Genomic DNA, 12858 nt, shown 5'->3' on the forward strand with positions numbered 1-12858 from the left:
CGCGAAGAGAACTCCGCCGCTCCGCGGCTCCGCGCCGAGGACCCATTCCTCCCCGCCCTAAAGGACGGGGCCTCCTGGGAGAAACCAGGTGAACACCCCGAACCTGCCCGGGTTCCGCAACCGGCAGGGCCCCGCCGAGCAGGCGGTCTCCGTCAAACGGATGGAGCCGAGCGCCCAGGCCCAGCTGGGCCCGCTCGGCCTCACCGGCTTCATCGTGGTCACCGTCATCGCCACCGGCATCGACGCGGGCGTCTTCCCGGAGAAGCTCGGCCACTCGGTGCTGCCGCTGGTCGGCTTCTTCATCGGCGGGCTCGCCCAGCTGCTGGCCGGGCTCTTCCAGGCCCAGCGCGGCGACACCTGGCACGCCACGGTCTTCGGCGGCTTCGGGCTGTTCTGGATGGCCAAGGCCTGCCTGCTCCAGTGGGTGCTGCCGGCCACCGATCCCGCCCTGCGCGGGGACGTCAGCGGGCTGTTCACCCTTCCCTGGGTCTTCGTCGTGTTCGTCCTGTGGATCGGCAGCTTCCGCATCCACCTGGTGCTGCTGTCCACCTTCACGTGCGTGCTCATGGCCTTCGTCGGCATGACCGTCAGCGGCTTCACCGGCTCGGAGATCTGGAACCGGATCACCGGCTGGAGCGGCCTGCTGGCCGCCCTCGGGGCCACGTACCTCCTGGCCGGCCAGATCATGGCGAGCACCTGGGGCCGCCAGGTCCTCCCGATGGGCCGCTTCCTCGCCCCCGAGGAACACCCGGAGACCTGACCGGCACCGCTGCGCGGAGCCGCTCCCCCACCCCACCCCTTCCCGGAACCGTGAGCGCCGCCCCCGGCCCCCCGCGCCTCAATCGCCGGCGCGGCTCAAGATTTCGGGGCTCCGCCGGGGGCTCAGGCGAAGTCCGCCGGGTCCGGGATCCGGAGCAGACTCGCGGCGAGGTCGGCCTCGGCGTCGTGGACCTTGAGCCGCAGTTCCTCGCCGCCCGGCCCGCGGTACTCGAACAGCTGCATCCCCGGGCGCCAGCCGTCGGGCCGCCGGGACGCCCTGCCGCCCACCGGCAGCGCCACCGGCCGGCGGCCCGGCCGGTCGAAAACGGCGCCGTCCTCGGCCCGCCGGAGCTGCCCGTACACGAAGCTCCCGCCGCCCAGCCCCTGTTTCCATGCCATTCGGCAAGGGATCGCCACGTCCTCCCCCACCGCGCCGGCCCGCCGGGCGGCCCGGCGGGCGACGCCCGACTTCGCCAGCTTGACCCCCAACAGTGCGCCGAGCGCGACGACGCCCAACATGACCAGCTCGAACATCACCTCGATGAGCGTCTCCATCCGGCCCACCCTACGAGGAACTCCGGGCGCGCGTCAGGCGGTCCGATGGACCACCTCGCCCGCCACCACCACCGTTTCCGCGACCGTGCCCAGGATCCGCTCCGTCGGTACGGTGAGGATGTCCCTCGACAGCACCACGAAGTCCGCCGCCTTGCCCACCGTCAGGGAACCCCGCTCCGCCTCCAGGAAGTTGGCGTAGGCCGAGCCCATCGTGTAGCCGTGCACGGCCGTGGCCACGTCCACCGTCTCCCCCGGCTGCCACGCCGGGCCCCCGTCGAGGGAGCGGCGCGTCACGGCCGTGTAGATGCCGACCATCGGGTCCATCTCCGCCACGTTCCAGTCACTGGAGAACGCCAGCACCGCCCCCGCCCCGTGCAGGCTCCGCATCGGCCAGGCCTTGTGCCAGCGGTCCTCGCCCACGTTCTCGGCCCAGTCCTGGCCCGGCCCCGCGATCTCCGGCGCGCAGTGCCTCGGCTGCATGCAGGCCACCACGCCCAGTTCCCGGAAGCGCGGTACGTCCGCCGGGTCCAGGCACTCCACGTGCACCACCTGGTGGCGGGCGTCGCGCGGGCCGTTGACCGCACGCGCGTGTTCCACCGCGTCCAGGACGGTCCGGATGCCCCGGTCCCCCGTCGCGTGCACGAAGCACTGGAAGCCCCGCGCGTCCAGCTTCGCCAGCAGCTCCGCGAACTCCTCGGCCGGGTAGAAGGTCTCGCCCCGGTGGGAGCCGCAGCCCGCGTACGGCTCCAGCAGCGCGGCCGTGCGCGGCTCCACGACGTCGTCGATGTACAGCTTCAGCGGGCCGACCCGCAGCCGGTCGCCGGAGAACCGGCGGGCCGCGTCCTCGAAGTCGGCCAGGTCCGCGTCGCCCGTCCCCCGGGGGTGGAAGAGTGCGGCCACGATCCGCGAGCGCAACCGCCCCTCCGCCCGGGCCCGTTCGTAGAGTTCCAGGTCGTCCAGGGAGTTCTGCGGCTCGACCACCGTGGTGATGCCGAAGCCGATCGCGTCGTCGAGGCTCTTGGCGAGCCGCCCGTACTGCCGGTCCGGCGAGGCCCACGGCACGCCCAGCTCGCGCAGCGCCCGGTGGCCATCGCGCGAGAGGCCCTTGACCGCGAAGTCCTTGACGAATCCGGTGGGTTCGCCCGTGGCCGGGTCCACGGCCGCCGTCCCGAAGGGCAGGTCCGTGCGGTCCCGGGTGACGCCGAGGCGCCGCATCGCCGCCGTGTTCAGCCAGGCCGTGTGGACGTCGTACGAGAGCACGAGCGCCGGGGTGTCCGTGGTGACCGGGTCCAGGTCGGCGGCGGTCGGCATCCGGCCGTCCGGGATCGCGGAGTAGTCGAAGGCCTCGGCCTCGATCCACCCGGCGTCCGGGTTGGCCTCCCGCCACGCCAGGATCCGCTCGTGGATGCCCTCCAGCGTGCGCACCCCGGCGAGCTGCACGCAGGCGTCGTCGGAGCCGAGCCGGACGTGGTTGTGCGCGTCGACGAAGCCGGGCAGCACCAGCTTTCCGGCCGCGTCGATCCGCTCGGTGTCCGGGCCGGCCCAGGCGGCGGCGTCGGCGTCGGGGCCGACCCAGACGATCACCCCGTCGCGGACGGCGAGGGCTTCGGCCTCGGGGAGGTCCGGGTCCACGGTGTGGATGCGGGCTCCGGTGAGGAGGAGGTCGGCGGGGAGGGGGTGGGACATCTGGGAGTGCTCCATTGCGTGCGGCGTGTGGCGTGTGGCGGGCGGTGCGGGACGGGCGGCCGGCGGCTCAGGCGGCCGGTGCGTAGGCCGGCACCCGGCGCCGGGCCAGCGCCCAGTAGGTGAGCCCGGAGACCACCGAGCCGAGCACCGTGAGGTCGGCGCCGCCGAGCGGGGCCACGAGCGGCCCGGTCCACAGCGCGGAGTCGCAGGTCAGGGCGGCGAAGGCCATGCCCGCGAGGAGGGCGGCCATGCCGGCCGGGTGGTAGCCGGCGCGGTACCAGTAGGCGCCCGCGCTCCCGGCGTGCAGCGCGTCGGCGTCGTACCGGCAGCGGCGCAGCAGCATGTCGGCGAGGAAGACCCCGCCCCAGGGGGCGAAGACGATGATCAGGAGGGAGAGGAAGGAGAGCAGGGAGGTGGTGAAGTCGGTGAGGAAGAGCGCGGCGAGCGATCCGGCGGCGGTGACGGCGGCGCTGATGCCGAGGGCGCGGGCGCGGCTCCACGGGATGCCGAGGACCTGGAGGTTCAGGCTGGAGGAGTAGAGGGTGATGATCGAGTTGGTGACGGAGCCGCCGAGGACGAGGGCCAGGAACAGCGGCTGGAACCAGCCCGGGAGCAGTCCCTGCGCGCCCGCGACCGCGTCGGTCATGTCGGTCTGGGTGGCGGCGGCCACGCCCGCGATGCCGAGGGCGACGGAGGAGACGAAGCCGCCGAGGGCGCCGGTCCAGGTGATGGACTTCAGCGAGGTGGTGCGGGGCAGGTAGCGGGTGTAGTCGGCGGGCATCGGCAGGTACGAGAACGGCCCGGCGAGCATGATCACGAAGGCCAGGCTCCAGCCGGAGAGCCCGGGCGCCGCGGCCGGGGCGGAGGTGTCGGCCCCGGGCAGGACGAGGACGAGGAGCACGCCGAAGCCGGCGGCCAGTACGTACGCGGCCCAGCGCTCGGCGAACTGCACGGTGGCGTGGCCCCACATGGTGACGGCGAAGGTCAGCGCGAGGGTGATCGCGAGGGCGAGGGCGCGGGCCGGCGTGCCGTCCGCCAGGCCGGTCTGGGCGAGGACCAGCTCCAGCGCCAGGGTGCCCACGACGGTGTTGACGATGGTGTAGCCGATGCTCACCACCCAGTTGAGGACGCCGGCGGGGAAGTTGCCCCGGACGCCGAAGGCGGCGCGGGAGATGACCAGGGTGGCGGTGCCGGTGCGGATGCCGCTGAGTCCGGCGGCGCTGACGGCGAAGAAGGACAGTCCGCTGAGCACGACCACGGCGGTGGCCTGCCAGAAGCTGAGCCCGAAGGCCACGGCGAGGGCCCCGTTGATCACGTAGGTGAAGGTCAGGTTGGAGCCGAACCAGAGCCAGAAGAGGTCCTTGGCGCTGCCGTGCCGTTCCTCGTCCGGGATCGTGTCGATGCCGTGCGTTTCGACTCTGAAGACCTCGTCGCTCATCGCGTACACCCCTGACTGATCTTGAACGGCGTTCTAAGTTCTTGAATGGCATTCAAGATGAGGGGTGTACCGCCCGGCCGTCAAGACCCTGTCCGGGATAAGGTCGGGCCAGGGAAGACGGAGGGCGGGAGCGGTGGCAGGAGCGGCACGGCGGCGGGACGGGCAGATCGCCCAGGAGCGGATGCTCGAAGAGGCCATGGCGGCGATCGCCGAGGACGGGCTCGCCGCGCTGACCATGTCCAAGCTGGCCGAGCGGCTCGGCACCAGCGGCGGGCACATCCTGTACTACTTCGGCAGCAAGGACCGGCTGCTGCTGGAGGCGCTGCGCTGGAGCGAGGAACTGCTCACCGGGGAGCGCCGGGCCCTGCTCGGCCGCCGCGTGACGGCCTCCCGCAAGCTCGACCAGTACCTGGAGCTCTACCTCCCCGAAGGGCCGCGGGACCCGCGCTGGACCCTGTGGATCGAGCTGTGGGCCCGTACGGCCTCCAACGAACCCCTGAAGGCGGCCCAGGAGGAGATCGACGACAGCTGGCAGCGGGACCTGGAGGCGCTGCTGGCCAAGGGCGTGGACCAGGGCCGCTTCGCCCCCATGGACGTGCCCGCCCGGGCCTCGGAGCTCCTCGCCCTGCTCGACGGCCTGAGCACCCGGGTCGTACTGGGCCAGCGCGGCGCGGACCGCGCCCGGGCCCTGGAGCAGGCCCGCTCGGCGGCCGCCCTGCTGATCCCCCGCACGTAGCGGAAAGCCCGCCCGGGCCTTGGCGCCCGGGTGGGCCGTTTCCTGTCCTCAGCGGACGCTCACGGGTGGACTACTTCTTCTTGGCGCCCGCCTTCTTCGCCGGGGCACCCTCGACGTTTCCGTAGTACGCCTGGCGCATCAGCTGCTTCATGTCGTCGATCATCGGCATCCGCGGGTTGGCGGGGGCGCACTGGTCGGCGTAGGCGTTCATGGCCTGGGTCGGCAGGGCCTCGATGAAGGCCTGCTCCTCGACGCCCTCCTCGGCGAAGGAGGCGGGGATCCCGCACTTGGTGCGGAGTTCCTCGACGGCCCTGGCGTAGGACTCGACGCCCTCGGCCGCGGTCGCGGCCGGCAGGCCCAGCATCTTCGCGATCTCCTGGAACCGCTCCGGGGCCCGGTAGACCTCGGCCTTCGGCCACGGGGTGGCCTTGTGCGAGACGGTGCCGTTGTGGCGGATCACGTGCGGCAGCAGGATCGCGTTGGTGCGGCCGTGGGCGACGTGGAAGGTGTTGCCCAGGGTGTGGGCCATGGCGTGCACCAGGCCGAGGAAGGCGTTGGCGAAGGCCATGCCCGCGACGGTCGAGGCGTTGTGCATCTTCTCGCGGGCCTCGGGGTCGTTCGGCCCGTCGACCACGCAGCGCTGCAGGTTCTCGAAGATCAGCTTGATCGCCTGGAGGCAGAGGCCGTCCGTGTAGTCGTTGGAGTACGCGGAGACGTAGGCCTCGGTGGCGTGCGTCAGGGCGTCGAAGCCGGAGTCCGCGGTCACGGTGGCCGGCAGGCCCATGGGCAGGACCGGGTCGACGATGGCGACGTTCGGGGTCAGCGCGTAGTCCGCGAGGGGGTACTTCTGGGCCGCGGCCGGGTCGGAGATGACGGCGAACGGGGTGACTTCGGAGCCGGTGCCCGAGGTGGTCGGGATGGCGACCATCTTTGCCTTCTCGCCGAGCGAGGGGAACGTGTAGGCGCGCTTGCGGACGTCGAAGAACTTCTCCTTGGTGTCCGCGAACTCCACCTCCGGGCGCTCGTACATCAGCCACATGATCTTCGCGGCGTCCATCGGGGAGCCGCCGCCGAGGCCGATGATCGTGTCGGGCTTGAAGTCGCGCATCATCGCGGCGCCGGCCTGCACGGTCGACAGCTCCGGGTTGGGCTCGACGCTGTCGATGACCTGGATGGCGACGGAGCCCTCGCGGGCCTGGAGGATGTCGGTGACCTTCTGCACGAAGCCGAGGGCGACCATCGTCTTGTCGGTGACGATCGAGACGCGGCTGATGCCGTCCATCTCGCCGAGGTAGCGGATGGAGTTGCGCTCGAAGTAGATCTTCGGCGGGACCTTGAACCACTGCATGTTGTTGCCCCGCCGTCCGATCCGCTTGACGTTGATCAGGTTCACCGCGGTGACGTTGTCGGACACCGAGTTGTGGCCGTAGGAGCCGCAGCCGAGGGTCAGGGAGGGCAGGAAGGCGTTGTAGACGTCGCCGATGCCGCCGAAGGTGGAGGGCGAGTTGGCGATGACGCGGATCGCCTTGACCTTCCTGCCGAACTCCTCGACGAGCCGCTCGTCCTCGGCGTGGATGGCGGCGCTGTGGCCCAGTCCGTGGAACTCGACCATCGCAGCGGCCAGTTCGAGGCCGTGCTCGGTGTCGGAGGCCTTCAGGGCGGCCAGCACCGGGGAGAGCTTCTCGCGGGTCAGCGGCTCGTTGTCGCCGACCTCGTTGCACTCGGCGAGGAGGATGGAGGTGCCCTCGGGGACGGTGAAGCCGGCCTGTTCGGCTATCCACTGCGGGGACTTGCCGACGACCGCCGGGTTCAGCTTGGCGCCGGAGGCGTCGGCGGCGTAGGCGGTGGTGCCGAAGATGAACTGCTCCAGCTTGGTCTTCTCGGCCGCGGAGACCACGTGGGCGCCGAGCCGCTTGAACTCGGCCAGGCCCTGCTCGTAGACCTCCTGGTCCAGGATGACCGCCTGCTCGGAGGCGCAGATCATGCCGTTGTCGAAGGCCTTGGAGAGCACGATGTCGTGGATCGCGCGGCCGAGCTTGGCGCTCTTGTGGACGTACGCCGGGACGTTGCCGGCGCCGACGCCGAGGGCCGGCTTCCCGCAGGAGTAGGCGGCCTTGACCATGGCGTTGCCGCCGGTCGCGAGGATGGTGGAGACGCCCGGGTGGTTCATCAGGGCGCCGGTGGCCTCCATGGAGGGGGTGGTCACCCACTGCACGCAGTCCTCCGGGGCGCCGGCGGCGACGGCGGCGTCGCGCACGATGCGGGCGGCCTCGGCGGAGCAGTTCTGCGCGGAGGGGTGGAAGGCGAAGATGATCGGGTTGCGGGTCTTCAGGGCGATCAGCGCCTTGAAGATCGTGGTCGAGGTCGGGTTGGTGACGGGGGTCATCGCGCAGACGACGCCGACGGGTTCGGCGATCTCGGTGATGCCGTTCAGTTCGTCGCGGCGGATCACGCCGGCGGTCTTCAGACCGCGCATCGAGTTGACCACGTGCTCGCAGGCGAACAGGTTCTTGACGGCCTTGTCCTCGAAGAGGCCGCGGCCGGTCTCCTCGACGGCGAGCTTCGCGAGTTCGCCGTGTGCGCTCAGGGCGGCCAGGGAAGCCTTCTTGACGATGTGGTCGACCTGCTCCTGGTTGAACGACTCGAACCGGTCGAGCGCGCCCAGCGCACCCTGGACCAGTCCGTCCACCATCTCGTTGGCCTGCATGGCAGGAACTCCTTCATTTCGAACCGACCCGACCCGAAGGTCTGCACGGACCTGTTTTCCTGATGCCTCAATTCGACACCCGAAAGCGGAAGCAGTGGCGCCGAAAAAGCCCTTTCCGGGCAGGTCGAAGGGCTGTTCACGCCTGTTCACGCCCCCCTCACCACCGCCTTGACCTGGGCATATGCAGGAGGACTAAAGACCCCTGCGCGCTTGTGAAAACTTTCACAAGAATTTCGCGCGAAGTGCGCCCTACCGCGCTCCTCCCCCAGCGAGCACAATCACCGTGACCAGTCGCGTCGACCGTGAAGGAGGAAGTGCGTGCGCAATCAGGTGCGCGCCACGGACGGACGGGCGCTCACGGTGGAGCGCTGGGGCGATCCGGACGGCAAACCGGTGTTCCTGCTCCACGGCATGCCCGGCAGCAGACTCGGCCCGGCCCCCCGGGGCATGGTCCTCTACCAGCGCCGCATGCAGCTCATCGCCTACGACCGGCCCGGCTACGGCGGCTCCGACCGCCACCCGGGCCGCACCGTCGCCGACGTCGCCCGGGACGTGGCCGACATCGCCGACTCCCTCGGCATCGACACCTTCGCCGTCGCCGGCCGCTCCGGCGGCGCCCCCGGCGCCCTGGCCTGCGCGGCCCTGCTCCCGGACCGGGTCACCCGTACGGCGGCCCTGGTCCCCCTCGCCCCCCGGGACGCGGAGGACCTGGACTGGTTCGCCGGAATGGGCCCCTCGAACGTGCAGGAGTACACGACCGCCTCCGCCGACCCCGAGGAGCTGGCGGCCCGGCTGATCCCGCGCGCCGCCGGCATCCGCAAGGACCCCCGACAGCTGCTGGAAGAGCTGCGCCGGGAGCTGACCGCCAGCGACCGCATGGTCGTCGCGGACGTCGGGCTGCGGGAGATGCTGCTGCGCAACTACCGCGAGGGCCTGCGCCACTCGGCGTACGGCTGGATCGACGACATGCTGGCCAACAGCCGCCCCTGGGGCTTCGACCCGGCGGACATCCGCTGCCCGGTGCTGATCTGGCACGGGGAGCTCGACGTGTTCTCCCCCGTGGGGCACTCCCGCTGGCTGGCACGCCGCATCCCGGGCGCCACCGCCACCATCGACCCGGCCGCCGCGCACTTCGCGGCCTTCCGCGCGCTGCCGGACGTCCTGACCTGGCTCCTTCGCGACCTGCCCACGCCCCCGCTCAGCGAACAGCAGCCGGCCTAGGGGGTGCGCCCCCGGGCGTGTTCACCGGCTCAGGGGGTGCGCCCCGGGCGCGTTCACCGGCCCAGGGGTGTGCCCCGGGCATGCTCATCCGGCCAACCTGCCGACCGGGTCCGCCGCAGGTCAGACCCGTCCCGCGCAGCGGGCGGGGCCGCACGAAAGAAAAATGGATCTTGCCTTCCGGCGAACGGCCGAATACCCGACCTCGGGAAATACGCCACGCTTTCTATAGAACGGTTGATCAGGCGTCATGTCTCGGTCGCTCAATGGGGTGTGGCCGAGTAAAGTCCACGCTTGACAGCAGCGCGTCGCTGCTGCCATTCACATGCCCATTCAACATGGCTTCCCCAAGGACGGTGTCGTGAACACTTCCGCAACCCCCCCGACCAGCACGGTCAAGGCCGACCGGGTCCCCCTCGACCGGATCGACGTCCGCAGCGCGTCCGCGGCCGCCGCACTCGGCCGCGTGCTGAAGACGGAATCCGGCCGCTCCGTCCAGGCCCCCATCTTCAACTCCGCACTCTGACAGCGGAGTAAGCGCTCTAGACTGGTGGAATGACCGGCCTGATCGCATTTCGCGAGATCGTCCTGAAAGTTCACAGCAGATGCGATCTTGCTTGTGATCATTGCTATGTCTACGAACACGCAGATCAGAGCTGGCGAGCCCGGCCGAAAGTGATCTCCCCCGAGGTCATTTCGCACACCGCGTCGCGGCTCGCCGAACATGCCCGTGACCATGCACTCCCCTCCGTCACGGTGATCCTCCATGGAGGGGAACCCCTGTTGGCGGGCACGGCCCGACTCCGGCTCGTGTGCGAGGAGTTCACCCGGGCACTCGCCGGGATCGCCGACCTCGACCTGCGGATCCACACCAACGGGCTCCAACTCAGCACCCGTTACCTCGACCTCTTCGACGAGTTCGACCTGCGGGTCGGCATCTCCCTCGACGGGGACCGCGCCGCCAACGACCGGCACCGCCGCTTCGCGGACGGCCGTACGAGCCACCCGCTGGTCCTGGCCGCCGTCGCACTGCTCCGCTCCGCGCCGTACCGCCACCTCTACCAGGGTCTGCTCTGCACCGTGGACGTGGCCAACGACCCCGTCGCCGTGCTCGACGCGCTCGTCGAACTGGAGCCGCCGCGCGTCGACTTCCTCCTCCCCCACGCCACCTGGGAGGCCCCTCCGGTCCGCCCCGACGGCGCGTCCGACGCCTACGCCCGCTGGCTCCTGCGGATCTTCGACCACTGGGAGAGCCGCGAACGCCCGGTCCCCGTACGACTCTTCGAGTCCCTGCTGTCCACCCTGCGCGGCGGGCCCAGCCTGACGGAGTCCCTCGGGCTCGCGCCCACCGACCTCGTCGTCGTCGAGACCGACGGGACCCTGGAGCAGGTGGACTCCCTCAAGAGCGCCTTCGAGGGGGCCGCCGCCACCGGTTTCAACGTCTTCGACCACGCATTTGACCAGGTCGCGGCCCATCCCGGGGTCCGAGCCCGACAGCTGGGCCTCGCGGGCGTCAGCGACGCGTGCCGCCGGTGCCCCGTCGTACGTTCGTGCGGCGGCGGGCTCTACACGCACCGCTACCGGGACGCGAACGGCTTCGACAACCCCTCCGTGTACTGCACCGATCTGCGCGAGCTCGTGGACGGCGTCGAGGGCCGCACCGCCGCCCGGGAAACCGCGCCGCAGCTGACCGATCCCGCCCGGCTGGCCCGCTCCCACGAGGAGCTCACCCGGGTCCTGCTGGCGCGGCTGCACGCCGACCTCGCCGCCGAGCCCGGCTGGGCGCGGGCCTGGGAGCTGCTCGGCGCGGTGGAGCGGGCCGGGGAGGCGGGCGCGCGGGCGCTGGACGCCGTACTGGACCACCCGTTCACCCGGACCTGGGTGCTGGCGGCCGTGGACGGCGGCGGCTCCCCGCACGGCCCGGACCACCCCGGCGGCCCCGACGGCCCCGACGGCCCCGACGGCCCGGAGGCCGCACGCAGGCTGACCGCGCTCGCGGCGGCGGCCGTGCTGCGGGGCGGGCTGGACCTGCCGGCCGAGGTCGCCTTCCGGGACGGCGAGGTGTACCTGCCGACGCTGGGGCTGCTGCGGCTCGGGGAGCCCGGCACGGAGGGCCGGGCCGTACTGCGCGTCACGGACGAGGGGTACGCCGTGCGCGACGGCCGCACCGAGCACCGCTTCGGCCCGGCGGCGGGGGACGCGCGCTGGCAGCCCGTACGCACCTGGCGGCCCGGGCCGGACGCGGCCCCGGTGGCGCTGGAGGACCTCGACCCGTACCGCAACTGCTTCGCCCGGCCGCCCCGGCTGCGGCTCGGCGCCGGGGAGGCCGAGGAGTGGCGGGGCCGCCTGGACGCGGCGTGGGCGCTGCTGCGCTCCGCCGTACCGGAGTTCGCGTCGGCCGCCGCCGGGGGGCTGACCACGCTGACCCCGCTCGCGGGCGGCCCCCGGGCCGGCGACTGGGGCGAGGCGGGCCGGCACGGGCCGGGAGCGCTCGGGGTGCCGTATGCGGCGGGGGTCGCGGAGACGGCGCTGGCGCTGCTCACCGGGCGGCGCCGGGCCCGGCTGCGGGCGCTGACCGAGGTCACCGACCTGTACGCGCTGGACGGCCAGTGGCAGCACCCCTCACCGTGGCGATCCCGCCCGGTCCCGGTGTCCCGGCTGCTGGCGGACGTGCACGAGCGGGTGGCGGTGGAGGCCTACCGGCGGGCCACGGCCTCCCCCGATCCCGGTGGCGCGGACCGCATCCACCAGGCCCTGGACCGCCTCTCGGAGGCGGCTGAGCTGACCGTCACCGGCAAGCGCCTGGTCGAGGAACTCCGCTGGGAGCTGAAGGCGGTCGACGCGTGACGCCCCCCGGCCGGGGCGCCCCCACCCCGCCTCCCCGCGCCGCCGCACCCGGCCCGCGGCGCCGACCGGACGGCCCGCCGCGAGGCGCCCTCGCCCTCGCGGTGCACCTGCGGCTGCTCGGAGTGCGGCCGGGGATGCGGCTGCTGGTGCACGCCTCGCTCGGGGGGACCGGGCTGGCCCCGGAGCCGCTGCGGGACGCCCTCCTCGGCGTGCTCGGGCCGCACGGGACCCTGGTGGTGCCCGCCTTCACCCCGCAGAACTCCACCACCTCCAGCGCGCACCTGGCGCTGATCTCGGGCCTGGCCGAGGACGAGGTGCGGGCCTTCCGGGACCGGATGCCCCCGTTCGACCCCGCGAGCACCCCCAGCCAGGGCATGGGCGCCCTCGCCGAGGCCGTCCGTACCGCGCCCGGCGCCGCGCGCAGCGCCCACCCGCAGACCTCCTTCGCCGCCGTCGGCGGGGACGCGCGGCGGCTGTGCTCCGGGCACCGGCTGGAAAGCCACATGGGCGAGGACTCCCCCCTGGGGAAGATGTGCTGGGAGGGGGCCCAGGTACTCATGATCAATGTGGGATTTTCGGTCTGCTCCGCTTTCCACCTCGCGGAGTATCGAATTCCGAAGCCCCCCTTGCGCATGTACGAGTGTGTGGTGAAGGTGAACCTTCCAGGGGGCCGGCAGGGGTACCTGCAAGAGGGGGAGTGGACCGCGTACGAGGACGTCGCGCTGGACGACAGCGATTTCGCCGAGATCGGCGGCGCGTTCCCGGATTCCCGGGTGCGCAGGGGACGGGTGGGAGGGGCGTCGGCCATGCTCTTCTCCCTCCCGGATGCCGTTGATCACGCGCTCGACTGGATGACCGAAAACAGACGCTGATTGACTGAACGATGAGGGGAAGCGGCGAAGCAGCTCCGGA

10 protein-coding genes are annotated in these 12858 nt (G+C 72.0%); 6 read left to right on the plus strand and 4 right to left on the minus strand.

Annotated features, from left to right (window positions below):
• Positions 1–88: 88 nt before the first annotated feature.
• A complete protein-coding gene (locus AB0O21_RS34215) occupies positions 89–760 on the plus strand; it encodes an acetate uptake transporter (protein WP_365177796.1) in 672 nt (223 codons plus the stop codon).
• Between the two features lie 122 nt (positions 761–882).
• Here AB0O21_RS34215 and AB0O21_RS34220 read toward each other — a convergent pair whose 3' ends face one another.
• From AB0O21_RS34220 to AB0O21_RS34230, 3 genes are all read right to left on the minus strand, one after another.
• On the minus strand, positions 883–1314 hold the full coding sequence (locus AB0O21_RS34220; RefSeq protein ID WP_365177799.1) for a hypothetical protein: 432 nt from the start codon (positions 1312–1314) through the stop codon (positions 883–885).
• Positions 1315–1347: 33 nt separating this feature from the next.
• On the minus strand, positions 1348–3000 hold the full coding sequence (locus AB0O21_RS34225; RefSeq protein WP_365177802.1) for an amidohydrolase: 1653 nt from the start codon (positions 2998–3000) through the stop codon (positions 1348–1350).
• Between the two features lie 67 nt (positions 3001–3067).
• Positions 3068–4438 carry a cytosine permease gene (locus AB0O21_RS34230; RefSeq protein WP_365177805.1) on the minus strand — a complete coding sequence of 457 codons (1371 nt, stop codon included), beginning with the start codon at positions 4436–4438 and terminating at the stop codon, positions 3068–3070.
• A 133-nt stretch (positions 4439–4571) separates the two neighbouring features.
• On the opposite strand from AB0O21_RS34230, the gene AB0O21_RS34235 reads away from it, so the two are divergent.
• Positions 4572–5174, plus strand: coding sequence for a TetR/AcrR family transcriptional regulator (locus tag AB0O21_RS34235; RefSeq protein WP_365177807.1), 603 nt, complete (start codon positions 4572–4574; stop codon positions 5172–5174).
• Between the two features lie 70 nt (positions 5175–5244).
• Here the strand turns inward: AB0O21_RS34235 and adhE are convergent, their stop codons facing one another.
• Positions 5245–7881 (minus strand): bifunctional acetaldehyde-CoA/alcohol dehydrogenase, encoded by a 2637-nt coding sequence (adhE, locus tag AB0O21_RS34240; RefSeq protein WP_365177810.1) that lies wholly within the window; start codon positions 7879–7881, stop codon positions 5245–5247.
• Positions 7882–8199: 318 nt separating this feature from the next.
• Here adhE and AB0O21_RS34245 point away from each other — a divergent pair, with 318 nt between their 5' ends.
• The 4 genes from AB0O21_RS34245 (at position 8200) to AB0O21_RS34260 (ending at position 12818) form a co-directional block, all read left to right on the plus strand.
• A complete protein-coding gene (locus AB0O21_RS34245) occupies positions 8200–9102 on the plus strand; it encodes an alpha/beta hydrolase (RefSeq protein ID WP_365177813.1) in 903 nt (300 codons plus the stop codon).
• A gap of 358 nt (positions 9103–9460) precedes the next feature.
• Entirely contained in the window at positions 9461–9625 is a 165-nt protein-coding gene (gene fxsA / locus AB0O21_RS34250; RefSeq protein WP_329387335.1) for an FxSxx-COOH cyclophane-containing RiPP peptide, read from the plus strand.
• A gap of 29 nt (positions 9626–9654) precedes the next feature.
• Positions 9655–11946: a radical SAM/SPASM protein FxsB, inactivated metallohydrolase extension form gene (gene fxsB / locus AB0O21_RS34255; RefSeq protein WP_365177816.1), complete on the plus strand. Its 2292-nt coding sequence runs from the start codon at positions 9655–9657 to the stop codon at positions 11944–11946.
• Between the two features lie 134 nt (positions 11947–12080).
• Positions 12081–12818, plus strand: a complete 738-nt coding sequence (locus AB0O21_RS34260) for an AAC(3) family N-acetyltransferase (protein WP_365177926.1) — start codon at positions 12081–12083, stop codon at positions 12816–12818.
• The last annotated feature ends 40 nt before the right edge of the window (positions 12819–12858 follow it).

This window comes from Streptomyces sp. NPDC091371 (assembly GCF_040684275.1).
GTDB lineage: Bacteria > Actinomycetota > Actinomycetes > Streptomycetales > Streptomycetaceae > Streptomyces.

Excerpts from the sequence above, each read along its gene's own strand:
- AB0O21_RS34220 (WP_365177799.1), bottom strand. The coding sequence starts at position 1,314 with ATGGAGACGCTCATCGAGGTGATGTTCGAGCTGGTCATGTTGGGCGTC.
- AB0O21_RS34225 (WP_365177802.1), bottom strand. The coding sequence starts at position 3,000 with ATGTCCCACCCCCTCCCCGCCGACCTCCTCCTCACCGGAGCCCGCATC.
- AB0O21_RS34230 (WP_365177805.1), bottom strand. The coding sequence starts at position 4,438 with ATGAGCGACGAGGTCTTCAGAGTCGAAACGCACGGCATCGACACGATC.
- adhE (WP_365177810.1), bottom strand. The coding sequence starts at position 7,881 with ATGCAGGCCAACGAGATGGTGGACGGACTGGTCCAGGGTGCGCTGGGC.
- fxsB (WP_365177816.1), top strand. The coding sequence starts at position 9,655 with ATGACCGGCCTGATCGCATTTCGCGAGATCGTCCTGAAAGTTCACAGC.
- AB0O21_RS34260 (WP_365177926.1), top strand. The coding sequence starts at position 12,081 with ATGCGGCTGCTGGTGCACGCCTCGCTCGGGGGGACCGGGCTGGCCCCG.